Raw genomic sequence first — 23,503 nt, 5'->3', positions numbered from 1 at the left:
GGCTCAGCGCGTCGCCAGCTCGCCGATCGCCCGGGCGATGTCGCCCGACACCGCCGCCAGCGCCTCCACGTGCGCGGCGGCCAGCGCGTCGTAGCTCGCGTCGGCGGGCACACCGCGGCCGTGGCTGCGTCCGGAGCGCAACTGGCCATCGGCCACGCGCCGCACGATCCACAGCAGCTCGCCGTCGACGGCGATGCCGCGCGTCGCGTCGAGGCGCTGCACGTTCAGCGTGACGCGGAAGGCCGGGTCGGCCACCGCCACCTGCGGGTAGGCATAGACCAGCGGCGTGCCGAGCGCGACCGCGAGCTGCTCGGCGACCACGCGCCCGAGCGCGAAGCGCAGCGGCTCGGCCCAGCGGTGCGCCTCCGAGACCTCGACGCGGCTGCCGGCGGCCAGCGTGACGATCTGCGGCCGGTCCACCAGCGCGGGCAGGGTCACGGCGCCCACGGTGACGACCGGGCCGTCGCCAGCCGTCGCCGTGCCCGGCGCCGCGGCCGATGGCGCGGCGACCGCCAGACGGTAGAAGCGCTCGGGCGGTGGGCTGGCGCACCCCGCGGCGAACTGCGTCAGCGCGAGGGCGGCAACGAGCGCCAGCGCGCGCGGCCGAGGCTGCTTCATCGTCATCGCTTGCCGCCTTCCTCGGGCTCGCCGGGTTTGCCGCGCAGCAGGGATTCCGGGCGGCGTTGCACGTAGTCGGTCAGTTCGCGCATCGACTGCGCTGCACGCGACACCTCGCGCAGCGCCTCCCGCAGCTCCTGCTGGGTCGGCGTGTCGCTGGCGAGCAGGTTGTCGGCCGACTTCATGGTGCGCCGCGTGTCGGCGATCGCCGCCTTCAGCTCGGGCACCAGCTCGCCGAGCTGGCTGTCGAGCCGGCCGATCAGCCCGTCGGTGTTCTTCAGCGTGCGGTCGAGCGACTGCAGCGCGGTGCGCAGGTCGGCGGCAATCTCGTCGAACGGCACGTTCTCGATGCGCTTGGCGATGCTGGTCAGCGTGGCCTGCAGGTCCTCGAGGCTGCCGGAGACGGTGGGGATCTCGAGCACCGGCGCTTCACTGCCGGCGGCCGGCGCGGCGGCCGGCTTGACCGGCCGCGCGCCGGGGAAGAAGTCGAGCGCCACGTAGCGCTGGCCGGTCAGCAGGTTGGCGGTGCGCAGCTGCGCGCGCAGGCCGCGCTCGATGGAGCGGCGCATCAGCTCTGTCGGGTCGACCTGCGCCCGTTCGATCGCGGCGCTCACCTTGGAGCCGAGCCGGTCGCTGTACAGCACCATGCCGACCGGGAAGCTGAACTCCCTGCGGTCGCGGTCGTAGCTGACGTCGATCGACGTGACCTCGCCGACCACCACGCCGCGGAAGTCGATCTGCGCGCCCGGCGCCAGGCCGCGCAGCGATTCGGTGAAATGGGCCACCATCGGCGTCACCTCGGAGCTGGTGCGCTTCATGGCCAGCGCCTGGTTCTCGAACAGCGCGAAGCTGTGCTCGGCCTCGGCCGCTGCGCCCGGCGCGCCGGACTCCGGCGCGCCGAAGGCAATGCCGCCCAGCACGATGGAGATCAGCGACTGCGTCTGCAGCTTGATGCCGCCCGCGTCGAGCGCGACGTCCAGGCCGCTGGCATGCCAGAAGCGCGTGTTCTCGGTCACATGCTGCTCATGCGGCGCCGAAATGAACACCCGCAGCGTGACCCCGCGGCCATCGGCGTCGAGCCGCGTCGCGGTGACCTTGCCGACCTGCACACGGCGGAAATAGACCGGTGAACCGATGTCGACCGAGCCGAGGTCCGCACTGCGCAGGATGAACTCGCGCCCCGGCTCGTCAGCGGTGACGCTGGGGGGCACGTCGAGGCCGACGAACTCGCGGCGCGACTCGGAGGAGGTGCCGATGTCGATGCCGATGTAGGCGCCCGACAGCAGTGTGGAGAGGCCGGTGACGCCGCTGCCCGCCACGCGGGCCCGCACCACCCAGAAGCGCGTGTCGTCGAGCAGCAGCTTCTGCGCGCCCTGGGTCATCTCGGCGGTGACCACCACGCCCTTGCCGTCCGGAGCCAGTGCGATCGACTTCACGTCGCCGATATCGACGTTCTTGTACTTGATCTTGGTCTTGCCCGGCTCCAGGTCCTCGGCGGTCTTGAAGGTGATGGTGACCGTGGGTCCGGTCGCGAGCCAGGCGCGCACGCCCAGCGTCAGGCCGATCAATGCCGCAAGGATGGGGATCAGCCACACCGCATAGCCGTGGCTGCGGCGGCGCGGCACAGCCACCGCGGCGGGCAGCTCGGCGGCCCCCGGCAGGGGCGCCGACGCAGAGGAGGGCGGCGGGGACGTGTCGCTCATGCGCCCCATTCTCGGTCGAGATGCGGCGCGGGCCGACCGGCCGGCGCCGGCCGGTCGGCCGCATCCCAGATCAGCCGCGGATCGAAGCTCAGCGAGGCCAGCATCGTCAGCACCACGACCGCGCCGAAGGCCACCGCGCCGGGCCCGGCGGAAATGGCCGCCACCGACTGCAGCTGCACCAGCCCGACGAGCAGCGTGACCACGTAGATGTCGAGCATCGACCAGCGGCCGACGAACTCGATGCCGCGGTACAGCCGGGTGCGCAACAGCGGCCGGGCCGCGCTGCCCCGCTGCACCGAGACGGCCAGGAAGCTCAGCACCAGCAGCTTGGCCAGCGGCACCACGATGCTGGCCACGAACACCAGCACCGCGAGGAACCACGAGCCGTCGATCCACAGGAACACGATGCCGGACCAGATGGTGTCCTGCTGCGCGCCGAACAGCGAGCTCGAGCGCATCACCGGCAGCGTGTTGGCCGGCACGTAGAGGATGAAGGCGGCGATCAGGAAAGCCCAGGTGCGCGCCAGGCTGGCCGGCTGGCGCACATGCAGCTCGCTGTCGCAGCGCGGGCAACGGGATTGCAGCGGCGGCGGCGCCGGGCGGCTGATCTGGCCGCAGGTGTGGCAGACCCGCAGGCCGGCGCCGGCGGCGGTGAGGGCTGACGGCCCCTCGCCCGACGGGTACGCCAGGCGAGGGGCCGTCATGCCGGCGTCTCCGCGGCGTCCATCTGGTCCCAGGCCTGCTGGGCGTCGAAGTTGGCCGCGGCGGCGGCGAACACGCAGATCAGGCCGCCGAAGGACCACAGCGAGATGCCAGGGATCACGCTGGCGATGTGCGCCAGCTTCACCAGCGCCACCAGCACGCCGAGCACGAACACCTCGACCATGCCCCAGGGGCGCACCAGCAGCAGCGCGCGCAGCACCCACACGCCGCCCACCGGCCGCTCGCGCAGGGCCAGCGGCAGCAGCAGCCACAGCATGGCCCCGAGTTCCAGCGTCGGGACCAGCACCGTGGTCACCGCGACCAACGTCGCCACCAGCCCGGCATCCTGCCGCCACAGCGTGACGACCGCGCCCCATAGCGTGGTGCTGTGGTGCTGGCCCTGCATGTCGAGCTCGACCAGCGGGAACGACAGCGCCAGCACGAACAGCGCCGCAGCCGCCAGCGTGAGCGCCAGCGTGCGGTCCATCGCGTGGTGGCGACCGCGGTAGAGCACCGCGTCGCAGCGCCAGCAGCGGGCCGCGCCGCCGGGCTCCAGCGCCACCTCCTGCTGCAGCGCATCGCAATCGTGACAGGCCTTCATGGCCGCCAGCCTAACAAACGACCGCGGCGCGCGGGCGCATGCCCTGCCGCCGCATGGGCCCACACGGCGGTGCGGATCGCACCGAGGAGTAAGCTGGCTCGACACACTGGAGAGCGTCGCGCCGACTCGGCCTCTCCGGCCCAGGAAAGGATTCCCGACCATGTGGTTTCATGTCTCTGCGGCGCTGCGCGCGCTGCGCCCTGCCCCGATGGCCCTCGCGGCGGCGCTGCTGGTCGTCGGCTGTGCCACCAACCCGGTCGATTCGCAGTGGACCGAGCCGCAGTTCGCCGGCCAGTCGCTGCGCGGCAGCAAGCTGCTCGTGGTGTGCGAGGCCCCCGACGAGGCGCTGCAGCGCAACTGCCTGGACCGCGCCTCGGCCGAGTTGGTGGCCTACGGCGCGTCGCCGGTGACGCAGGCGCCGGTCGCGGCCGGCACGGCGCGCAGTTCCGCCGCCGAACCCTACTTGGCCGCCGCGCGCGCCGCCGGCGCGAAGGCGGTGTGGCTGACCGCGGTCGGCCCCGACGCCACGCTGGTGCAGCCCGGTCCGTCGATCGGCGTCGGGCTGGGCGGCTTCGGCCGTTCGGTGGGCGGCGGGGTCGGCATCTCGCTGCCGATCGGTGGCGGCAAGACCCACACCGCCTACGGCGCCAACAGCCAGCTCACCGACGTGGCCAGCGCGCGCCTGATGTGGACCGCCAAGACCCGTGCACCGAGCGACGACGACGCCAATGCGCAGGTGGCCGAGCTGGTGAAGTCCGCGGTGGCGGCGGCCGGCAAGGCCGGGTTCTTCTAGGGCCTTCCGGGCCGGCGTCCGCCCTCTCCGTCAGCTCCCCGCGTAGACCGCCGGCTCGGCCGACAGGCCCTGGCGCACCTGGCGGCTGATCTCGTCGGCCAGCACCTCGTAGCCGCCGGACTCGAGCACCGCGAAGGCCTGGCGCACCACGTCCTCGGGCGCGCTCTTCGCGGCGTCGACGCCACGCACCATGTCGGTGTCCATGTAGCCCACGTGCAGGCCGACGACCTGCGTGCCCTGCGCGCGCAGCTCGTTGCGCAGGCCGTTGGTCAGCGACCACTCGGCCGCCTTCGACGCGCAGTAGGTGCTGGCGCCCGGCATGCTGATCCAGCTCAGCACCGACAGGATGTTGAGGATGGCGCCGCCGCCGTTGCGCGCGAGCACCGGCGCGAAGGCCTGGCTCAGCTGCAGCGGGCCGAAGAAGTGCGTTTCCATCTCGGCGCGCGCCGCCTCCACCGAGCCGGCTTCCAGCAGGCCGGTGCCGCGCAGGATGCCGGCGTTGTTGATCAGCAGCGAGACATCGCCGAGCTCGCGGGCCAGCGCCGCCGCCTGCTGCGCGTTCGTCACGTCCAGCTGGACCGGCGTGACGCCGGCGAGCGTGACGCTGGCCGGGTCCCGCGCGGCGGCGTAGACCTTGCGGGCGCCACCGGCCAGCAGTGCGGCGGCGAAGGCGCGGCCGAGGCCGCGGTTGGCGCCGGTGACCAGCGCGACGGAATCCTTGATCTTCATGAGGGGTCCTTCCAGGAGATGAGCGGGTGAATTCGCATGACGACCGTCATGCGTCGGACGAAGGCCGGGTTGCGCCGCCTGCGGATCGGCGGTCAACCCCGGCGGTGTTTCAGGGACTGTCGGCAGGCCTCCCGCAGCGCGCGCGACAGGCGCGGGTCGTCGACGGCGCGCGCCAGCGACATCGCGCCCACCAGGCTGCCGACCACGGCCATCGCCTCGGCACGGGCCTCGCGCGCGCTGCGCCCCGGCAGCAACTGCGCCACCAGGTCGATCGTCTCCTTCAGGCGGCGCGTCGCCGCGGCACGCACTTCGGGCGCCTGGCGCGGCGTCTCGCAGGCCAGCGCCGCCAGCGGGCAGCCCAGCTCGGCCGACTTCAGGTGCGCATCGGACAGGTAGTGGTCGATCAGCGCGTCCAGTGCCTGCGCCGGCGGCAGGCCTTCCACCACGCCCCGCAGATGCGCGGCGCTGTCGGCCCCGGCCCGGTCGGCCGCCTCGGCCAGCAGCGCGGTGCGCGATGCGAAGTGGGCGTAGAAGCCGCCGTGCGTGAGGCCGGCTTCCTTCATCAGATCAGCCACGCCGGTGCCGTCGTAACCGCTGCGGCGGATGGCGCGCGCCGCCGTGCCGACGATGCGCTCGCGGGTGAGGTCCTTGCGCGACGGCTCGGTGGACGGCGGGCTGCGGCGGCGGGGTGCCGGCTTGGGTTGTGCCTTCATATGACGGTCATCATATGTATTCCGCTTCACCCACCTTGCAGCAGGGCCATGGTCCGGCTCACCGAGCGCTGCCGTCCACTGCGCAGCGCTCGCCGCTGCAGCGACAATCCGCCACCGACCCTGCCCCGTTGCCTCACCGTGTCCGATCACCCCCTGCCGCCCACCGAGGGCGATGCCCCTGCCGCCGCCCCGACGGACGAAGCAGCGGCCGTTCCGGCCGCAAGCACCCCGAGTACCCCGGGCACCTCACCGGCCGCGACGGCCGCACAGCTCGCCCCGCTGTTTCCGGCCGCCTTCGGCGCCGGCGTGTTCCTGCCGCTGAAGCTGGGCATCCAGGCCGACATCCAGCAGCGGGCGCCGGGCGTGTTCACCAAGAAGTCGCTGTCGGCCTTCCTGCACCGGCACACGACCAGCACCGCCTACCTGAAGGCGCTGGTGGGCGCTGCGCATCGCGTCGACCTCGACGGCCAGCCGGCCGGCGACGTGGCCGATCTGCACCGCGCTGCCGCCACCGGCGAGCTGGAACGCCGCCGCGCGCTGCACGACGCCCGCCGCGCAGCGGAGCGCCAGGCGCAGCGCGCGGCACACGACGAGGCCCGGCAGGCCCACAGCGCGGCCGAGGCGGCGCAGCGCGAGCGCGCGGCGCTGTTGCGGGCCTACGAAACCAGCACGCTGACGCGGGCCAACTTCTGCGCGCTCAAGGGGCTGACGGAAACGGACCTCGACGCCGGGCTCGCGCAGGCGCGCGCAGAGCGGGACCGGCGCGCCGCGCAGCCGCAGCCGCAACGGCCGCCCCAGCAGCGACCGCAGGCGAACGCCGCCGCACGCGGCGATCGCGATCCGCGCGGCGCACGCCCCCCCGGCGCGCGCCGCGGTCCGCCGGGATCGCGCCGGCCGGGCCGCTGATCCCGGCTCAGCGCGCGGCCTTCCGCGGCGCGCGGCGTGCTGGCGCGGCCGAGCGGGCCGGCGCCGCCTTGGTCCGCGCGACCCAGACCTTGTAGGCATTGGGCGTGAGCTCGCGCTTGAGCAGCTGGACCAGTTCGCCGTGCGACAGGCCGTGCTCGCGCAGCACCGCGCTGAACGGCGGCCGGTCGTCCCATGCGGTGGTGATCACGCGCTGGATTTCCGCGGCGGTCAGACGGGGAATGGGTTTCGCCATGGCCGCGATTGTCGGCCGCCGCAGCGAGCGCCGTCCGACACGCGCCGGGCGCGTCGTCCGACAGACCGTGCGGCAGGCGCCGGAGAGCATGCGCCCATGCCCCTGGACTCTCTCGTTCCCGCACTGCCGCCCCGAACCTGGCCGTGCGTCATCGCCGCGCTCGGCCTCCTTCTCGCCGCGCCGTCCTTCGGCGCACCGAACACGCCGGGTGGGGCCGGCGCCGAACTGCGCGATCGCACGACCGAACCGCCGGCGCCGGAACCTGCCGCCAGCACCGCGGCCACACCCGACAAGAGCTACGTCATCCCGGCGCTGCAGATCATCGGCTTCGACTTCCTGCTGAACCGCTACAACCGGCGCTTCAGCGGCACGTCCGACTACGACGTCAGCCGCGCGTCGATCCGCCGCAACCTGCGCGGGCCCTGGGTGGTCGACAACGACCCGTTCGACATCAACCAGTTCGCCCACCCCTACCAGGGCTCGCTGTACCACGGGGCCGCCCGCGCGAGCGGCCTGAACTACTGGGAAGCGGCCGGCTACACCTTCGCCGGCAGCGTGGGCTGGGAGATCTTCGGCGAGCAGACGCCGCCGTCCTACAACGACCAGATCGCCAGCGGCATCGCCGGCAGCTTCCTCGGCGAGCCGCTGTTCCGCATGGCTCACCTGGTGCTCAACGGCCCGGGCGGCCTGTCGCGCCCCTGGCGCGAGGCGATCGCCGCCGGCATCTCGCCCTCGCTGGGCTTCACGCGCCTGACCTTCGGCTCGCGCTTCGACGGCGCCTTCGTCGACAACGACCCGGTCTACTACAGCCGGCTGCGCCTCGGCGTGGCCCGCGCGGCGCAGGACAACCTGGGCACCTCGCGCGACCTGGAGCGCGACGAGGCGGTGATCGACTTCGCGCTTGACTACGGCCTGCCGGGCAAGGACGGCTACACCTACCGCCGCCCGTTCGACTACTTCAGCTTCCACGCCGCCGCCTCCAGCGCCAACGGCGTGGAGACGCTGGCCACCCGCGGCCTGCTGTTCGGCACCGACTACGCGATCGGCGACACCGTCCGTGGCCTGTGGGGCCTGTACGGCAGCTACGACTACCTGGCGCCGCAGATCTTCAACCTCTCGACCACCGCGCTGTCGCTCGGCACGACCGGGCAGTGGTGGGCCTCCGAGCGGCTGGCGCTGCAGGGCACGGTGCTCGCCGGCCTGGGCTACTCGGCCGCCAGCACGCTGCGCCGTACCACCGAAGACCGCGACTACCACTACGGCGTGGCGCCGCGCCTGAGCCTCGCGCTGCGGCTGATCGCCGGCGACCGCGCCTCGGTCGACCTGCAGGCGCAGAAGTACTTCCTCGGCAGCATCGCCAACCGCGCCGCCGGGCGCGACGACATCACCCGTATCGACACCGCCTTCAACTGGCGCCTCCACAAGCGGCACGCCGTGGGCGTGAAGTACGTCTGGTCGCACCGCGACGCCAACTACCCGGGCGTCGGCGACCGCACCCAGACGCTGGGCACGGTGGGGATCTACTACACGCTGCTCGGCGCCGATGGCTTCGGGGCGGTGGAGTGGCGGGAGCCGGCCGCGCACTGAGGGCGGGATCTCTCGGCTCGGGCGGTCTTCCAGAGCCCGCCTTTGCTGAACCACCGCGAGTGTTTCTCACGCACGCCAACACCGGTGGTCGTTGCGGCAGGCGCTGCCCGCTGGGGACGATGTCTGGGGCGACGAGAAGCACAGCGCCAGGGTCGGCGCGCGACAGCGCGCTTCGTCAACTGACTTGCCGCAGTTGTCTGAACGGAGCGACCGCAGGGCGCGCAGTGAGTTCTGCGGCACGACCCTGGCGCGAGCATCGCAGTGCAGTCGGCCTGCCAGGCCGACCGCCCCAGCATGAGCCCCCAGCGGGCAGCGCCTGCCGCAACGCGCGCACAAGGCACGAAAGCAGACATCTGCGGCCTTCAACCAATGGCCGCCGCGCCGCAATCGAGCCGCATGCGCAAAGTACTTCGGGGGCAGCATCGCCAACCGCCCGGCCGTGAATGACCCCGACCCACCGCGCTGTTCCGGCCATCAAGGCGGCGCGATCGCGGCGACCATCGGCGCATGCACGCGGTCATCCAGCTCCACATCGATGCGCCCCCGAAGCCGGCCGCCGGCCAGCCCTGCAACGGCTGCGGCGTGTGCTGCGCCGCCGAGCCCTGTCCGGCCGGGGCGCTGGTGAGCCGCCGCACGCGGGGCGCCTGCGCCGCACTGCTGTGGCGTGAGGCCGGTGACGGCGATGTCGGCGGCGGGCTCTACCGCTGCGGGCTGGTCGAGCAGCCGGCCCGCTTCCTGCCGAAGGCCGTGCGCTGGCTCGCCCCGGCGCTCGGGCGCTGGGCCCGGCGCTCCATCTCCGCCGGTCGCGGTTGCGACTGCAGCCTCAGCGTCGGTTAGGGCCGGCCCGGGTCCTCGACAATCGGGGACTCTCTGTTGCCACCCTCCGAGGCCGTCATGTCCGAAGCCCCCGCCACGCCCGCCCTGCCCGACCGGCTGTCCGTCGACCCGTCCAGCCCGCACCACGTGGCGGCCGTGTTCGAGCACGAGATCGGCATCCGCCTCAACGACAAGGAGCGCTTCGACGTCGAGGAGTACTGCATCAGCGAAGGCTGGGTCAAGGTGCCGGCCGGCCGCACGCTGGACCGCAAGGGCAAGCCGCTGATGATCAAGCTCAAGGGCCGGGTGGAAGCCTTCTACCGCTGAAACCCACGGGGCTGTCGATTCCGGGGCCGCCCGTTCGTCGTGGTCGTGCAAGCCCGCCCACCGATCTTCCTTCCCAGGAGCCCCGTCATGACACTAGCCATCGCCTACCTCGGATTCAACGGCAACTGCGCCGACGCCATGCGCTTCTACGAGCGCGCGCTGAACGGCAAGCTCGAAGTGCTGATGCGCGGCGCGGACTCGCCGATGGCGGAGCAGATGCCCCCGCAGTTTCTGCACCGCATCCTGCATGCCCGCCTGGTGCTGCCTGGCGGCGGCATGCTCTATGCCGGCGACTGCCCGGCCGACCAGCCTTTCGAGGGCATCAAGGGCGTGTCGATCGCCGTGGACTACCCGAGCGTCGATGAGGCCGAGGCCGTGTTCGCGGCGCTGGCCGACGGCGGCCAGGTCACGATGCCGATGCAGCCCGCGTTCTGGGCGCGCCGCTGGGGCATGCTGATCGACAAGTTCGGCACGCCTTGGATCGTCAACGGCGAGCTGCTGCCGTTCTGAGCCCCGGCACGGCGCGGTCTCCGGGGCGGTGTCGCTATGCGATAACCATAGTTCCCAATCCGCCTCCGAGCGCCTAGGCTGCCGGCTCCCGCCACCCCCTGGAGCCGCCCGATGAGCGACCGCCCGCCGTTGAAGTTCGAAACCCTGGCCGTGCACGGCGGCTACAAGCCCGACCCGACCACCAAGGCGGTCGCGGTGCCGATCTACCAGACCGTCGCCTACGCCTTCGACAGCGCGCAGCACGGCGCCGACCTGTTCGACCTGAAGGTGCCGGGCAACATCTACACCCGGATCATGAACCCGACGCAGGACGTGCTGGAGCAGCGCGTCGCGGCGCTCGAGGGCGGCATCGCCGCGCTGGCGCTGGCCTCGGGCCAGGCCGCGGTCACGTACGCCATCCTCACCATCGCCGAGGCCGGCGACAACATCGTGGCCTCCAGCGCGCTGTACGGCGGCACCTACAACCTGCTCGCGCACACGCTGCCGCAGTACGGCATCACCACGCGCTTCGCCGACTACCGCGACGCGGCCACGTTCGAGCCGCTGATCGACGACAAGACCAAGGCGGTGTTCGTGGAGTCGCTCGGCAACCCGCAGGGCAACATCACCGACATCGCGAAGATCGCCGAGGTGGCGCACCGCCACGGCGTGCCGCTGATCGTGGACAACACCGTGCCCTCGCCCTACCTGAGCCGGCCCTTCGAGCACGGCGCCGACATCGTGGTGCACTCGCTCACCAAGTACCTGGGCGGCCACGGCAACAGCGTGGGCGGCGCCATCGTCGACTCGGGCAAGTTCCCGTGGGCGCAGCACAAGGCGCGCTTCAAGCGCCTGAACGAGCCCGACGTCAGCTACCACGGCGTGGTCTACACCGACGCGCTGGGCCCGGCGGCCTACATCGGCCGTGCGCGCGTGGTGCCGCTGCGCAACACCGGCGCAGCGATCTCGCCGTTCAACGCCTTCCTGATCCTGCAGGGCATCGAGACGCTGGCGCTGCGCATGGACCGCATCTGCAGCAACGCGATGGCGGTGGCGCAGTACCTGCAGCGCCACCCCAAGGTGGGTTGGGTCAACTACGCCGGGCTCGAGGACCACCCCGACCACGCGCTGGTGCAGAAGTACCTGTCGGGCAAGGCCTCGGGCCTGCTGACCTTCGGCATCAAGAGCCCGGCCGGCGGCGGCCGCGAGGCCGGCGCGCGCTTCCTCGACGCGCTGGGGCTGTTCACGCGGCTGGTGAACATCGGCGACGCGAAATCGCTGGCCACGCACCCGGCCTCGACGACCCACCGCCAGCTCTCGCCCGAGGAGCTGGTGAAGGCCGGCGTCGGCGAGGACACGGTGCGGCTGTCGCTGGGCATCGAGCACATCGACGACCTGCTGGCCGACCTGGAGCAGGCGCTGGCCGGCGTGTAGCGGCCCGCGGTCGCGCCGGCGCGTACCGGGACGCTGACGGTCGGGCTTTCCCGGCCGACGCAGAATCGGGCCCAGGTCACGCCGTCGCGCCCCCTCGGGCGCGAGCCGGTGACCGGGAGCCGAGATGTCCTACATGCTGCTGATCGTCGAACCGACCGGCCAGCGCCGTGAGCGCGGCGTCGAGGCCGGCAAGGAGGCCTATGAACGCATGCTGCAGTTCGGCGCCGGCCTGCAGGCGCGCGGGGTGCTGGAAGGCAGCAACTCGCTGGCCTCCACCCGCGAGGCCGTGCGGCTGCAGGTGCGCGACGGCCGCCCCCAGCTCATCGACGGCCCGTTCGCCGAGGCCAAGGAAATGGTCGGCGGCTACTTCCTGCTGAACGTGGCCACGCGCGACGAGGCGCTGGCGATCGCCGCCGCCTGCCCGGCCGCCGAGTGGTGCACGGTCGAGGTGCGGCAGGTCGGGCCGTGCTTCGAGTCGGCCATCTGAATCCTCACTCGCACCCTTTCACCCGTTTCAGCAAATCCTGTCGCGGCCGCTGTCGATCCGGCCGGTCGTCGTTCGTCGTACCCCCGAGAGCCCGCGAAAGGCGCTCACCGTCACGACCGGGAGAACTGCGATGCGATTCATGATCATGGTGAAGGCCACGTCCGACACCGAGGCGGGCGTGATGCCCGACGACAGCCTGATGGCCGCGATGGTGGCCTACCACGAGGCGCTGGCGCAGGCCGGCGTGCTGCTCGACGCCGCCGGCCTGCAGCCCAGCCGCGCCGGATGGCGCATCCGCTACGCCGGCGGCCGGCGCACGGTGACCGACGGGCCGTTCGCCGAGAGCAAGGAGCTGATCGCCGGCTACACGCTGATCCAGACCCGTTCGCGCGAGGAGGCGATGGAGTGGTCGCGCCGCTTCCCGGCGCCGATGGGCGCGCTGACCGATGGCGAGGTGGAGGTGCGGCAGCTCTACGAGCTCGACGAGCTCCCGCCCGGCGCAGCGCTGGAGCGCTTCCGCGAGCTGCAGGCGCCGCAGGGCTGAGACGCCGCTTCACCCACCGATCTCCCGAAGGACTCGCCATGCACTCACAGATCTTCGTCAACCTGCCCGTCAAGGACCTGCCGCGCTCGATGGCCTTCTTCAAGGCCCTGGGCTACGGCTTCGATGCGAACTTCACCAACGACCTGGCCGCCTGCCTGGTGCTGGCGCCGAACCTCTACGCGATGCTGCTCACCGAGCCCTTCTTCAAGGGCTTCACCGACAAGCCGATCGCCGACGCGAAGCAGACCACCGAGGTGCTGGTCTGCCTGTCGTGCGAGAGCCGCGCCGAGGTGGACGCGCTGGTCGCGAAGGCGGTGGCGGCGGGCGCCGCGGTGCCGCGCGCACCGCAGGACCACGGCTTCATGTACGGCCACGGCTACGAGGACCTCGACGGCCACCTCTGGGAGCTGGTGCACATGAGCGGAGATCCCTCGGCCGCCGGCGCGGCCTGAACCGCAGGCGGCCGGTGGCGACGACCGACACGCAGCGCGCGATCGATGCCGTCTGGCGCATCGAATCGGCCAAGATCGTCGCCGTGGTCGCGCGCATGGTGCGCGACGTCGGCGTGGCCGAGGAGCTGGCGCAGGACGCGCTGGTCGCCGCGCTCGAGCACTGGCCCGTCGACGGCCTGCCCGACAACCCCGGGGCCTGGCTGATGACCACCGCCAAGCACCGAGCGCTCGACCGGCTGCGGCAGGACGCGCTGCACGCACGCAAGCAGCAGGAACTCGGCGCCGACCTCGACGCGCTGCAGGCCGGCGTGGTGCCGGACTTCGTGGACGCGCTCGACGCGGCGCGCCAGGACGACATCGGCGACGACCTGCTGCGCCTGATCTTCACCGCCTGCCATCCGGTGCTCGGCACCGAGGCGCGCGTGGCGCTCACGCTGCGCCTGCTGGGCGGGCTGAGCACCGACGAGATCGCGCGTGCCTTCCTGGCCCCGGAGGCGACGATCGCGCAGCGCATCGTGCGCGCCAAGCGCACGCTGAGCGCGGCCCTCGTGCCGTTCGAGGTGCCGCAGGCCCAGGAGCGCGCGCCGCGCCTGGCCTCGGTGCTGGAGGTGGTGTACCTGATCTTCAACGAGGGCTACTCGGCCACCGCCGGCGACGACTGGATGCGCCCGGCGCTGTGCGACGAGGCGCTGCGCCTGGGCCGCGTGCTGGCCGGGCTGGCGCCCGACGAGCCCGAGGTGCACGGCCTGGTGGCGCTGATGGAGATCCAGGCCTCGCGCACCGCGGCCCGCACCGATGCGCGAGGGCGGCCGGTGCTGCTGCTCGACCAGGACCGCGCGCGCTGGGACCCGCTGCTGATCCGGCGCGGCCTGGCCGCGCTGGAGCGCGCCACGGCGCTGGGCGGCCCGCGCGGGCCGTATGCGCTGCAGGCGGCGCTCGCGGCCTGCCATGCGCGCGCGGCGAAGGCGGCCGACACCGACTGGCCGCTGATCGTGGCGCTCTACGACGCGCTGGCCCAGGTGGCGCCGTCGCCGGTGGTCGAGCTCAACCGCGCGGTCGCGGTCGGCATGGCCTTCGGACCGGCAGCGGGGCTGGAGATCGTCGATACGGTCGCATCGAGCCCGGCGCTCGCCGGCTACCCCTGGTTGCCGAGCGTGCGCGGCGACCTGCTCGCCAAGCTGGGCCGCCATGACGAGGCGCGCGCGGAGTTCGAGCGCGCCGCGGCGTTGACGCGCAATGGGCGCGAGCGCGAGCTGCTGCTGGAGCGGGCGGCTCAGTCGCGCGACGCCGGCCGCAGGTAGATCACCCAGTAGACCAGCGCGACCAGCACGCCACCGCCGACCAGATTGCCGGCGATCACCGCCAGCAGGTTGCCCGCGATGTCGCCGGCAGCCAGCGGCGCACCGAGCAGCAGCGCCAGCGGGAAGAAGTAGAGGTTGGCGATCGAGTGCTCGAAGCCGGCGGCGACGAAGGCGGTGACCGGGAACGCGATGGCCAGCAGCTTGTCGGTCACGCTGCGCCCGGCCAGCGCCATCCACACCGCCATGCAGACCAGCACGTTGCACAACACCCCGCGGAAGAAGGCCTCGGCCAGCGGCAGCTGGGCCTTCGCGGTCGCGATGCGGACCACGCTGCGGCCCACCTCGCCCTGCTGCAGCGCACCGTGCCCCGACAGCCACACCAGCAACGCCAGACCGGCCGCACCCACCGCATTGGCCGCGCCCACCAGCGCCCAGTGGCGCAGCAGCTCGGCGCTGCCGATGCGCCCGCCGGCCCAGGCCATCACGAGCAGGTTGTTGCCGGTGAACAGTTCGGCACCGGCCACGACCACCAGCATCAGGCCGAGCGAGAACACCAGCCCACCCAGCAAACGCGACACCGCGAAGCCCAGCGTGGCATCGCTCGCCACCAGCGTGGACAGCATGGCGCCCAGGCCGATATAGGCCCCGGCCAGCACGCCCAGCAGCGCGAGCGTCAGCCGCGGCAGCCGCGCCTTGGCGACGCCGATCTCGCTGACGCGCGCGGCGATCTCCTTCGGCGCGTAGGCGTCGAGCCCGAACAGGTCGCTCATGCGCGGTGCCGGCAGGGCACGCGGATGCGCATGCTCAGTGCACCATCAGCACCGGCAGCGTCATCGAGCGCAACACGGTGCGCGTCACGCCGCCCAGCACCCACTCCCGCGCGCGGCCATGGCCGTAGCAGCCCATCACCAGCAGGTCGGCCTGCAGATCGGCCGCCTGCGACAGCAGCAGTTCGCCCAGCCCGCCGCTCGGCCGCACGCCGCGGTGCAGCGTGGCCGTGATGTCGTGGTGCTGCAGGAAGGCTTCGATCTCCAGCGGCGTGCGCGTATCGCTGTCCTCCGCCTCGTCCCAGGCGATCAGGTGCACCTGCCGCGCCCGCCGCAGCAGCGGCAGCGCCGCGGTGACGGCGCGCGCCGACTCGCGCGTGGGCTTCCACGCCACGAGCACGGTGTCGCCGAGCACCGCGCCGGTGTCCACGTACGGCAGCACGAGCGCCGGCTTGCCGCTGTCGACCAGCACCGAGGTGGCGAAGTCGGGCGGCGCGCCGCTCCCGCCCGCGGCGTCGGGGTCGTGCTGACCCAGCACCAGCAGGTCGGACGCCCAGCCGCGGCGGACGAAGGCGCCGACCGGTTCGCCGCGCGCCTCGTGCCAGCTCACCTCGGGCAGGCCGCCGGCGCGGGTCCGGGCCTGTTCGAACACGTTGCGTGCGCGTTCGCGCTGCGCGACCTCCGCGCCGATCAGCAGCGAGGCCGCGCCGGTCTCGACGGTGAAGGCATACGGGTTCTGCAGCACCGACGGCGTCACCGCGTACAGCGTGTCGAGCCGGGCCCCGTGCGCGGCGGCCAGGCGCTGCGCCGTGTGCAACCGCCGCGCGCAACCGTCGGCGTCGTCGTCCAGGTGAACCAGGATCGATGTCAGGTCCTTGCTCATCGCCATGCTCCCCATGCCAGCCGTCTTGATCGACACCGTAGGCCACGATGTCCCTGCGCGGCTTGATGTCCATCAACCAGGGCCCGCGTCGGCTGCCCATAATCGATGGCATGCTCGCCGCCCCGCCATGACCGCGCGCCATCCCTCGCCGCCCTTCGACGCCTGGCTGTGGATGCAGGCGTGGAGCGAGACCTGGTGCGCCGGGCTCGACCCGGCGGGTGCGGGGCAGCGCCTGCGCGATCAGCGGCTGGCGCGGCTGATCGACGCCACGCTGAGCGGCTCGCCGTTCTACCGCCGGCGCCACCCCGGCGCGCACGAACTCGCCGACTTCCGGCCGGTGAGCAAGGCCGAGCTGATGGCGCACTTCGACGACTGGGCCACCGACCGGCGCATCACCCGCGCCGCCGCGCAGGCCTTCGTGGCCGACCCCGAGTGCATCGCCGACGGCTGGCTCGGCAACTACCTGCTGTGGACCAGCTCCGGCACCAGCGGCGAGCCCGGCGTGTTCGTGCAGGACGCGCGCAGCCTGGCGGCCTACGACGCGATCGACGCGCTGCGGCTGCGCGGCGCCGGGCCCGGCCAGGCCTCGCTCGGCAGCTGGGGCGCGCGCCAGCGCTTCGCCTTCGTCGGTGCCACCGGCGGGCACTTCGCCGGCCTGGTGAGCATGGAACGGCTGCGCCGTCTGGTGCCGGCCGCGCTGGCACCGGAGATCCGCGTGCTCTCGGTGCTGGAGCCGCTGCGCGACGTGGCGCAGGCGCTGCAGGCGCAGCAGCCCAGCGTGCTGATCACCTACCCGAGCTGCGCCGCCGCGCTGGCCCGGCTGCAGGAGGCCGGGCAGCTGCGGCTGGCCCTGAAGGAGGTGTGGATGGGCGGCGAGCAGCTCTCGCCCGAGCAGCGCCAGCAGATCCAGGCCGCCTTCGGCTGCCCGGTGCGCAACAACTACGGCGCGTCGGAGTTCTTCACCATCGCCTGGGAGTGCGCCCACGGCGAGCTGCACCTGAACGACGACTGGCTCGTGCTGGAGCCGGTGGACGACCGGCTGCAGCCGTTGCCGGTGGGTGAGATGTCGCACAGCACGCTGCTGACCAACCTGGCCAACCTCACGCAGCCGCTGCTGCGCTACCAGCTCGGCGACCGCGTGCGCCGCGTGGCGGAGCACTGCAGCTGCGGCAGCGCCTTCCCGCTGATCGAGGTGCAGGGCCGCGCCGACGACACGCTGCGCCTGCACGACGCGCAGCACCGGCCGGTGACCATCCTGCCGCTGGCGCTGGAGACCGCGATCGAGGAGGGCGCGCACGTCACGCAGTTTCAGGCGCTGTGCGGCAGCGACGGCGCTTCGATCGAGCTGCGCTTCGAGGCCGCGGTAGGCGACTCGCGCGCGGCGTTCGCGCAATCACGGCGAGCGCTCGCCGCCTTCCTGGCGCACCACGGCGTGAGCGGCACCCGCATCTCGATGAGCGCGGCCGAGCCGCTGCGCCAGCGCGCGAGCGGCAAGCTGCGCCGCGTGGTGGTGTTGCCTGCCGAGCCAGCGCGTCGCAAGCCGGCACCGGCGCGCGCGCGACAGGCTAGTCGCGCCGCGCGATCAACAGCCCGACCAGCAGGCCCACGCCGGCGGCCACGCCGATCGCCACATAGGGGTGCTCGTGCACCGCGTGGTCTGCCTTGCGGGCGGCGCGCCGGCCGCGGTACAGCGCCTCTTCTTCCAGGCGGCCCAGCTCCCGGCGCGCGCGGCGCAGTTGCGCCTCGAGCTTCTCGCGGGTGCTGCCGACCTGCTCGCTGCCGGCACGCTGCGCGTCCTTCAGCAGGTGATTTGCCTCGTCGACCATCTGCTGCAGGCCGTGGGCCAGCCGTTCGCGGGTGGCGTGCTCGGGGGTGGAAGTGGCGGTCGAGTCCATGCAGTGCTCCTTGCCATGAGGGCGGACGCGGGGCCGCGGGGCCGAGCGCCCGGGATGGAATGAAAGACCATCCTAGGCGCCCGGCGAGGCCGCCCGTTGACCAGGGTCAATTGCAGCCGGCCTCGCTGCGGCTCAGGCGCGAGCCAGCGGCCCGCCCGCGCGGCGTCCGTCGAAGCCGATGCTGCCGGTCCCCAGCGCCGCCACCAGCAGCAGACCGCCGGCGACCGACACGTTCTTCATGAACAGCAGTTGCTGCACGAAGGCCTGGTCGGCCGGCACCGACCAGAAGGGATGGAACAGCACGCTGGCCAAGAGGGTGAAGCCGGCCAGCGCCAGCGCCGCCCAGCGCGCCTGGAAGCCCACCACCAGCGCCAGGCCGGCGATCAGTTCGAACAGGCCCACGCCCACCGCGACCGCCGAGGCGAACGGCACGCCGCCGCTGGCGATGTAGCCCGCGGTGCCCGGGATGTCGCCGAGCTTGCTGGCACCGGCCAGCACGAACATCAGCGCCAGCAGGATGCGGCCCACCAGGGCCAGAGGGGACTTGAAGGTGTCGAGCATGGAAAGTTCTCCGTGAGGTGGACGAGAGGGTTTCTCGATGCAGGAAGCTTAGGCGCCCATGCCCGACCCGGGAGTGCCCCCGCGTGAAGGCATCGTTCAAAACGGTTGAGGATCGAGGTGGGGGCACTACGCGGCGACCGGCGACCGCGCCGCCAGGAACTGGTGAATCATCGCCACCGCCGCGGCGCCCTCGCCGATGGCACCGCCGACGCGCTTGACGGAGCCCGAACGCACGTCGCCTACCGCGAACACGCCGGGCACGTTGGACTCCAGCGCGGCCGGCCGGTGGCCGTCGCCGGCCTCCCCATCGAGCGCCTGTCCGGTGCGCACGAAGCCGTGCGCGTCGACCGCCACGCCGCAGCCCTGCAGCCAGGCGGCCTCCGGCTCCGCGCCGACGAACAGGAACAGGTGGCGGATGCGGCGCGCCTCCTCGGCGCCGCTGCGGTGGTCGCGCCAGGCCAGGCCTTCCAGGCCCTCAGCGGTGCAGCCGTCCAGCCGCGACAGCTCGGTGTGCGGGCGCAGGTGGATGTTGGGCGTGGCCTCGATGCGGTCGATGAGGTAGCGCGACATGCTGGCCGCGAGGCCGGCGCTGCGCACCAGCATGTGCACGGCGACGGCATGCTGCGCCAGGAACACCGCCGCCTGGCCCGCCGAGTTGCCGCCGCCGATCAACGCGACTTCGGCCTGCGCGCACAGGCGCGCCTCCACCGCCGAGGCCCAGTACCAGACGCCGCGGCCCTCGAACTCGGCCAGGCGCGGCACGGCCGGGCGACGGTAGCGGGCGCCGCTGGCCACGACCACGCTGCGCCCGCGCAGCCGTCGCCCGTCGGCGAGCTTCACTTGCAGCTCGGCCGACGCCCCTTCGTTCGCACGGCTGCAGTCGAGCCCGACGGCCTGCGCCGGGATCAGCATCTCGGCGCCGAACTTCTGCGCCTGCACGAAGGCCCGCCCGGCCAGCGCCTGGCCCGAGATGCCGGTGGGAAAGCCGAGGTAGTTCTCGATGCGCGCGCTGGCGCCGGCCTGGCCGCCGTAGGCGCGGCAGTCGAGCACCACCACGCTCAGGCCCTCCGAGGCCGCGTAGACGGCGGTGGCCAGCCCCGCCGGGCCGGCGCCGACCACCACCACGTCGAACAGCTCGTCGCGCTCGGCCGTATCGACCATGCCGATGCAGCGCGCCAGCGCCTCCTCGCTCGGGTTGAGCAGCACCGAGCCGTCGGGGCAGACCACCACCACCTGCTCGTGCGCCGCGCCGTACTGCGCGATCAGCGCCGCGGCGTCGGCGTCCTGGCGCGCGCAGACCACCTGGTAGGGCTGGCCGTTGCGGCGCAGGAAGGCCTGCAGGCGCAGCATGTCGGGCGCGCTGGAGGGGCCGATCAGCACCGGGCCGCTGGCGCCGGACTCGATGAGCGACACGCGCCGCAGGATCAGCGCGCGGGTGATGCGCTCGCCCAGTTCGGCCTCGGCCACCAGCAGCGCGCGCAGCTGCGTGGGCGGCACGAGCAGCGCCTCCACAGCCTCCTCGGCCGTGCCGTCCACCAGCGCCGGCCGGCCCGAGAGCTGGCCCACTTCGGCCAGGAACTCGCCCGGCCCCTGGCGCACCAGCGGCAGCACGTGGCCCAGGCCGTCGCGGTGGGTGACCGACACCACGCCGGCCAGCAGCACGAACATGCCCGGGCCCACCTCGCCGCTGGTGAACAGCCGCTCGCCGCGCACGTAGCGGCGCACGCTGCCGAAGCGGCTGATGCGCGCGATCTCGGCGTCGCTGAGCACCGGGAACATCTGGTGGCGGCGGCTGGGGGCGCCGTCGATCGGCAGGTCTGTGGCCATCTTCGCCTCCGGGGGCGCTTCAGGGGTGGCGGCCGGAGCGGGCCTGACCTTGGCAAGAGCGCGGCTTGATTCTGGACCGGATCGCGCTTGTTCGAGGGATGCTGCACGGGCTGCATCGCAGGGACACTCCGGCTACGCGCGGTGGCCGCGTTCGACACAATGCCGCCGAGCGATCCAGAAAGCTCTCGCAAGGGTCCTCCGGACCGGAAGAGCACACATTGTCGGCTGACGGGAGGGTTCACTTTGAATGCATCGATGGCTTGGGCCAAGCTGGCTCGGCGCTGCGCGCTGCTGTTCACGTTGCTGGCGATGACAGGTTGCAGCAGCATGTACGTCGATGGCACAACCCAAGAGATTGCCGCATCGAAGTACAGGCGCGTAGAGCCGGTGCATCCGGTCCAGCTGCTGTTCGAGTTTCAAACCAGGGGCGTGCCGAACTCACGCGCGACCGCACTGCTGAAGGCGCGTGTCATCGAGCAAGTCAAGACCAGCGGGCTGTTCAGCGACGTGATCGAGGAGCCGGTGCCCGACGGCGCACTGCTGGGCATCACCTTGAACAACGTGCCCTTGACGGACGACGCATTCACCAAGGCCTTCGTCACCGGGCTGACCTTCGGCCTGGCGGGCTCGCAAGTGTCAGATGGCTACGTGTGCACTGCCACCTACAGCACCGGCCTCAACGCCCAGCCGATCGTCAAGAACGCGCGCCATGCGATCCACACGACCGTCGGCGCCTCGGCTGCGCCGGGCAATGCGGTCAAGGCCGCGAACGTCGACGAGGCCGTCACGCTGATGACGCGCCAGATCATCAGCAATGTGCTGCATGACCTGACCCTCGACGGCAACTTCAAGTGAGACCCCTGCCATGTCGCTTGCCTTGATCCCCGTGCCTCGGCACCTGGTGCGCGCCGCCCCCTTGGCCATGCTGAGCGTCAGCCTGATCGGCTGCGCATCGGTGAAGATGCCCCCGCCGACCGCGAGTGCCTCCACGGTGCAGGCCTTGCGCGCAGCCCATCTGGCGCCGGTGACCACCGGCGCATTCACTGTTGCTCGCGGGAAAGACCCGGACCTGGACCGCAAGCTCGGTGGCTTGCGCGGCTCGTCGCTGACACCAGCCAGCGGGAGCTTCTCGCAACAACTGAAGGAAGAGCTCGTTGCCGCGATGCGGGCCGCCAACCTCTACGACGAGCATTCGCCGATCGTCATCGAAGGCCGGCTCACCGACAGCAGGGTCGACGCGGCCATTGGAACCGGGACGGCCCGGCTGGCCGCTCAGTTCACGGTCGATCGCGCTGGCAAACGGGTGTTCGACAAGGAGCTGGCGGTCGAAGCCAGTTGGCCTTCGTCATTCTTCGGTGCGATCGCGCTGCCTGCCGCGATCAACCAGTACGGTGCGCTTTACAAGTCCTTGGTCGACAAATTGATCGACGACAGCGAGTTCCGGGCGGCGCTGGCGCGCTGATGCCGTTCGCAATGGAGCCAGCCAGGCTCAGGCTTGGAGATCGAGCGCCGGCCACTCCAGCAGCTCCGCCAGCCGGCGCACCACCCAGTGCGCCTCGTCGGGCGCGACGACCGAATCGGTCGTCTGCAGGCCGCGAAGCAGTTGCGCCAGCACGTCGAGTTCGGTGACACCCAGATCGGCGCGTGTGGCCACGGCATGCTCGGTCAGCATCTGCGCCAGGTCTTCACACAGCTCGTAGCGCGCCGCGATGACCTCGCGGCTCTCGTTCGGGCGCGTGGCGCCGCGGGGGATGAACAGGTCGATGAACGAGGCGGGGACTTCGTTCTGGTTGATTTCGTACATCTCGTAGGTTGCCGAAGAGTGTCGGGCGGGTCGCTGCCGCCCATGCTCGATGAAATCCTGCGCAGGTTCAGCGCCCTGCGCGAAGCAACCCGGCGCGCTGCTCGCGCAAGAACGGCCGGTCGATCGCCGCTCCCAGTCTCTCGACGAGCTCCGCGGGCACCCCGGCCTGAGTGAAGTGCGCCCGCCACCCATCGACCACCCGAGCCACATCAGCCGCGTGCGCCAGCGCTGCCTTCGGCTCGAGCCAGAACTGGCGCGACAGCGACAGCGCGTTGTCGATGCTCGACTCGGCGCCGCGCTCGCCCACCACCATGGACTGGTAGCCCAATGACTGTCCGGTAGGCACCACGTCGAAGGCCGGCGACAGCACGAGCTGCTGATCCGGGCGCACGAGCAGCACATGGTTCTTCTCGTGATCGTCGGTGTTGTCGATCAGGATGTTGAAGACCATGCGCCGGAACAACTCGGCCATCTGCCGGCGGTTCTGGTCGCCCTCGGTCGGCCCGCGGCGGCGCAACAGCTGCGCGAGTTCCGGATAGGACAACTCCGCGGCCGCCGCGCGCAACGCAACGTGCGCCGACAACGCATGCACTCGCCGGCCTCCAGCTTCGCGATCGAAGCGCCGGACTGCGACCGCGGCACGACCGCGGCCGAACGGCACGGGGCGCGTGTGCGCAACGTGGATTCCTGCGCGAGCGGCCAGGGTCATGGCCGCATGCTCGGCCAACGGCTCGGCAGACATGTCCTCCTCGGCGAACTTCAGGACCCACTGCGCACCGTCGATCTCAACGAGCGCCTTGGGCCGCGCTCCGCCCAGCGTGCCGGGCGCCAGCAGCCGACGCTGCGCCTCCGCGACCGGCAAGCCTCTCAGCACCTGCTGCACAAGCTGGTGCAAAGCGTCAACGTCGGCCAGATGCGGCAGTGCGCCGCGGTAGCGTGGCACGTACTCAGCGTCCGAGACCGATACCCCGAGCGCACCGAAACGGTCGTCGCCGGCGAAGTACAGCATCTCGAGCGTCGACAGCCGCGGCGGCCGGTCGATGTGCCGGATGACGCGCTCGCCCCACCGGTCCGGCCGCGCATCGTCGACCGCACCTGCAGCCGCATCCTTCTCCGTGGGCAAGTGCTCGAGGTCGCTCAGCGGCAGATCCTCGCTGAGCGCGAAGCCTTTGCTGCGCCATGCCGCCGCATACGTCAGGGACACACCCCGCGCGCCCGTCTTGACGAGGTTGAGCGCGCCCACGAACGCCGGCTGCGCCGGATCGGCAAGCCACCACAGGGACAGCCGGTCGACGACCTCGTAGGCCATGC

28 protein-coding genes and 1 pseudogene are annotated in these 23,503 nt (G+C 72.1%); 13 read left to right on the top strand and 16 right to left on the bottom strand.

Features of this window, described 5'->3' with window-relative positions; translation table 11 throughout:
- Nucleotides 1-3 precede the first annotated feature (3 nt).
- Genes C1M51_RS09475 through C1M51_RS19260 form a run of 4 tightly spaced genes read right to left on the bottom strand, consistent with a single transcriptional unit; the run spans nucleotide 4 to nucleotide 3,624 of the window.
- The gene (locus tag C1M51_RS09475) at nucleotides 4-624 is read right to left on the bottom strand and encodes a membrane integrity-associated transporter subunit PqiC (RefSeq protein ID WP_129449324.1); all 621 of its coding nucleotides are present in this window, start codon (nucleotides 622-624) and stop codon (nucleotides 4-6) included.
- Nucleotides 621-2,330: an intermembrane transport protein PqiB gene (locus tag C1M51_RS09470; RefSeq protein WP_129449323.1), complete on the bottom strand. Its 1,710-nt coding sequence runs from the start codon at nucleotides 2,328-2,330 to the stop codon at nucleotides 621-623. Before C1M51_RS09470 ends, C1M51_RS09475 begins: the two co-directional genes overlap by 4 nt.
- Nucleotides 2,318-3,025, bottom strand: coding sequence for a paraquat-inducible protein A (locus C1M51_RS19265; protein WP_129449321.1), 708 nt, complete (start codon nucleotides 3,023-3,025; stop codon nucleotides 2,318-2,320). The genes C1M51_RS09470 and C1M51_RS19265 overlap by 13 nt, the downstream gene beginning before the upstream one ends.
- Nucleotides 3,022-3,624: a paraquat-inducible protein A gene (locus C1M51_RS19260; RefSeq protein ID WP_129449320.1), complete on the bottom strand. Its 603-nt coding sequence runs from the start codon at nucleotides 3,622-3,624 to the stop codon at nucleotides 3,022-3,024. Before C1M51_RS19260 ends, C1M51_RS19265 begins: the two co-directional genes overlap by 4 nt.
- Nucleotides 3,625-3,784: 160 nt before the next feature.
- On the opposite strand from C1M51_RS19260, the gene C1M51_RS09455 reads away from it, so the two are divergent.
- Nucleotides 3,785-4,417 carry a hypothetical protein gene (locus tag C1M51_RS09455; protein ID WP_129449318.1) on the top strand — a complete coding sequence of 211 codons (633 nt, stop codon included), beginning with the start codon at nucleotides 3,785-3,787 and terminating at the stop codon, nucleotides 4,415-4,417.
- A gap of 30 nt (nucleotides 4,418-4,447) precedes the next feature.
- On the opposite strand, the gene C1M51_RS09450 is transcribed toward C1M51_RS09455, so the two are convergent.
- Both C1M51_RS09450 and C1M51_RS09445 read right to left on the bottom strand, forming a co-directional pair.
- Entirely contained in the window at nucleotides 4,448-5,146 is a 699-nt protein-coding gene (locus C1M51_RS09450) for an SDR family oxidoreductase (RefSeq protein WP_129449317.1), read from the bottom strand.
- Nucleotides 5,147-5,238: 92 nt separating this feature from the next.
- Nucleotides 5,239-5,859 carry a TetR/AcrR family transcriptional regulator gene (locus tag C1M51_RS09445; protein ID WP_129449315.1) on the bottom strand — a complete coding sequence of 207 codons (621 nt, stop codon included), beginning with the start codon at nucleotides 5,857-5,859 and terminating at the stop codon, nucleotides 5,239-5,241.
- Between the two features lie 138 nt (nucleotides 5,860-5,997).
- Between C1M51_RS09445 and C1M51_RS09440 the strand changes: the two genes are divergently transcribed.
- Nucleotides 5,998-6,765, top strand: a complete 768-nt coding sequence (locus C1M51_RS09440) for a ProQ/FINO family protein (protein WP_242500020.1) — start codon at nucleotides 5,998-6,000, stop codon at nucleotides 6,763-6,765.
- A gap of 7 nt (nucleotides 6,766-6,772) precedes the next feature.
- On the opposite strand, the gene C1M51_RS09435 is transcribed toward C1M51_RS09440, so the two are convergent.
- Nucleotides 6,773-7,018, bottom strand: coding sequence for a DUF2805 domain-containing protein (locus C1M51_RS09435; protein ID WP_165349668.1), 246 nt, complete (start codon nucleotides 7,016-7,018; stop codon nucleotides 6,773-6,775).
- Between the two features lie 96 nt (nucleotides 7,019-7,114).
- Between C1M51_RS09435 and C1M51_RS09430 the strand changes: the two genes are divergently transcribed.
- The 9 genes from C1M51_RS09430 to C1M51_RS09390 all read left to right on the top strand — a co-directional run bounded on the left by C1M51_RS09430 (nucleotide 7,115) and on the right by C1M51_RS09390 (nucleotide 14,455).
- On the top strand, nucleotides 7,115-8,605 hold the full coding sequence (locus tag C1M51_RS09430) for a DUF3943 domain-containing protein (protein WP_129449310.1): 1,491 nt from the start codon (nucleotides 7,115-7,117) through the stop codon (nucleotides 8,603-8,605).
- A gap of 507 nt (nucleotides 8,606-9,112) precedes the next feature.
- Nucleotides 9,113-9,442 (top strand): hypothetical protein, encoded by a 330-nt coding sequence (locus tag C1M51_RS09425; RefSeq protein WP_129449308.1) that lies wholly within the window; start codon nucleotides 9,113-9,115, stop codon nucleotides 9,440-9,442.
- 57 nt (nucleotides 9,443-9,499) lie between these two features.
- Nucleotides 9,500-9,748, top strand: a complete 249-nt coding sequence (locus C1M51_RS09420; protein ID WP_129449306.1) for a DUF3297 family protein — start codon at nucleotides 9,500-9,502, stop codon at nucleotides 9,746-9,748.
- 87 nt (nucleotides 9,749-9,835) lie between these two features.
- Entirely contained in the window at nucleotides 9,836-10,258 is a 423-nt protein-coding gene (locus C1M51_RS09415; RefSeq protein ID WP_129449305.1) for a VOC family protein, read from the top strand.
- Nucleotides 10,259-10,369: 111 nt separating this feature from the next.
- Entirely contained in the window at nucleotides 10,370-11,671 is a 1,302-nt protein-coding gene (locus C1M51_RS09410) for an O-acetylhomoserine aminocarboxypropyltransferase/cysteine synthase family protein (RefSeq protein WP_129449303.1), read from the top strand.
- 124 nt (nucleotides 11,672-11,795) lie between these two features.
- Nucleotides 11,796-12,158 carry a YciI family protein gene (locus C1M51_RS09405; protein WP_011827623.1) on the top strand — a complete coding sequence of 121 codons (363 nt, stop codon included), beginning with the start codon at nucleotides 11,796-11,798 and terminating at the stop codon, nucleotides 12,156-12,158.
- Nucleotides 12,159-12,288: 130 nt separating this feature from the next.
- Nucleotides 12,289-12,702 (top strand): YciI family protein, encoded by a 414-nt coding sequence (locus tag C1M51_RS09400; protein WP_129449301.1) that lies wholly within the window; start codon nucleotides 12,289-12,291, stop codon nucleotides 12,700-12,702.
- Between the two features lie 38 nt (nucleotides 12,703-12,740).
- On the top strand, nucleotides 12,741-13,154 hold the full coding sequence (locus tag C1M51_RS09395) for a VOC family protein (protein ID WP_129449299.1): 414 nt from the start codon (nucleotides 12,741-12,743) through the stop codon (nucleotides 13,152-13,154).
- A gap of 14 nt (nucleotides 13,155-13,168) precedes the next feature.
- A complete protein-coding gene (locus tag C1M51_RS09390) occupies nucleotides 13,169-14,455 on the top strand; it encodes an RNA polymerase sigma factor (protein WP_129449297.1) in 1,287 nt (428 codons plus the stop codon).
- Here C1M51_RS09390 and C1M51_RS09385 read toward each other — a convergent pair.
- From C1M51_RS09385 to C1M51_RS09365, 7 genes and pseudogenes are all read right to left on the bottom strand, one after another.
- Complete coding sequence (locus tag C1M51_RS09385; RefSeq protein ID WP_129449295.1) at nucleotides 14,428-15,225, bottom strand: formate/nitrite transporter family protein; 798 nt, start codon at nucleotides 15,223-15,225, stop codon at nucleotides 14,428-14,430. The two genes, C1M51_RS09390 and C1M51_RS09385, sit on opposite strands and share 28 nt — an antisense overlap.
- Nucleotides 15,226-15,259: 34 nt before the next feature.
- Complete coding sequence (locus tag C1M51_RS09380; RefSeq protein ID WP_129449293.1) at nucleotides 15,260-16,105, bottom strand: universal stress protein; 846 nt, start codon at nucleotides 16,103-16,105, stop codon at nucleotides 15,260-15,262.
- 534 nt (nucleotides 16,106-16,639) lie between these two features.
- Nucleotides 16,640-16,771: a hypothetical protein gene (locus tag C1M51_RS19395; protein ID WP_409072624.1), complete on the bottom strand. Its 132-nt coding sequence runs from the start codon at nucleotides 16,769-16,771 to the stop codon at nucleotides 16,640-16,642.
- A 642-nt stretch (nucleotides 16,772-17,413) separates the two neighbouring features.
- Nucleotides 17,414-17,644 (bottom strand): hypothetical protein, encoded by a 231-nt coding sequence (locus C1M51_RS19390; RefSeq protein ID WP_165349667.1) that lies wholly within the window; start codon nucleotides 17,642-17,644, stop codon nucleotides 17,414-17,416.
- A 26-nt stretch (nucleotides 17,645-17,670) separates the two neighbouring features.
- Nucleotides 17,671-17,787, bottom strand: a pseudogene (locus C1M51_RS19385) (YqjD family protein); the annotation flags it as partial.
- A gap of 345 nt (nucleotides 17,788-18,132) precedes the next feature.
- The gene (locus C1M51_RS09370; protein ID WP_129449290.1) at nucleotides 18,133-18,561 is read right to left on the bottom strand and encodes a DoxX family protein; all 429 of its coding nucleotides are present in this window, start codon (nucleotides 18,559-18,561) and stop codon (nucleotides 18,133-18,135) included.
- 126 nt (nucleotides 18,562-18,687) lie between these two features.
- Nucleotides 18,688-20,388, bottom strand: a complete 1,701-nt coding sequence (locus C1M51_RS09365) for an FAD-dependent oxidoreductase (RefSeq protein ID WP_129449288.1) — start codon at nucleotides 20,386-20,388, stop codon at nucleotides 18,688-18,690.
- A gap of 141 nt (nucleotides 20,389-20,529) precedes the next feature.
- Here C1M51_RS09365 and C1M51_RS09360 point away from each other — a divergent pair, with 141 nt between their 5' ends.
- Nucleotides 20,530-21,243, top strand: a complete 714-nt coding sequence (locus C1M51_RS09360; protein WP_242500018.1) for a hypothetical protein — start codon at nucleotides 20,530-20,532, stop codon at nucleotides 21,241-21,243.
- Nucleotides 21,244-21,253: 10 nt separating this feature from the next.
- Complete coding sequence (locus tag C1M51_RS09355) at nucleotides 21,254-21,850, top strand: hypothetical protein (RefSeq protein ID WP_129449286.1); 597 nt, start codon at nucleotides 21,254-21,256, stop codon at nucleotides 21,848-21,850.
- Nucleotides 21,851-21,877: 27 nt separating this feature from the next.
- On the opposite strand, the gene C1M51_RS09350 is transcribed toward C1M51_RS09355, so the two are convergent.
- Both C1M51_RS09350 and C1M51_RS09345 read right to left on the bottom strand, forming a co-directional pair.
- Entirely contained in the window at nucleotides 21,878-22,192 is a 315-nt protein-coding gene (locus C1M51_RS09350; RefSeq protein ID WP_129449284.1) for an ATPase with chaperone activity, read from the bottom strand.
- A 67-nt stretch (nucleotides 22,193-22,259) separates the two neighbouring features.
- Nucleotides 22,260-23,501, bottom strand: coding sequence for a type II toxin-antitoxin system HipA family toxin (locus C1M51_RS09345; RefSeq protein ID WP_165349665.1), 1,242 nt, complete (start codon nucleotides 23,499-23,501; stop codon nucleotides 22,260-22,262).
- Nucleotides 23,502-23,503: the final 2 nt, after the last annotated feature.

This window comes from Methylibium sp. Pch-M (assembly GCF_004136295.1).
In the GTDB taxonomy this organism is placed as follows: domain Bacteria; phylum Pseudomonadota; class Gammaproteobacteria; order Burkholderiales; family Burkholderiaceae_C; genus Methylibium; species Methylibium petroleiphilum.
Note: the sequence above shows the minus strand (reverse complement) of the source record. Positions and strands in the feature narration are given on the sequence as shown.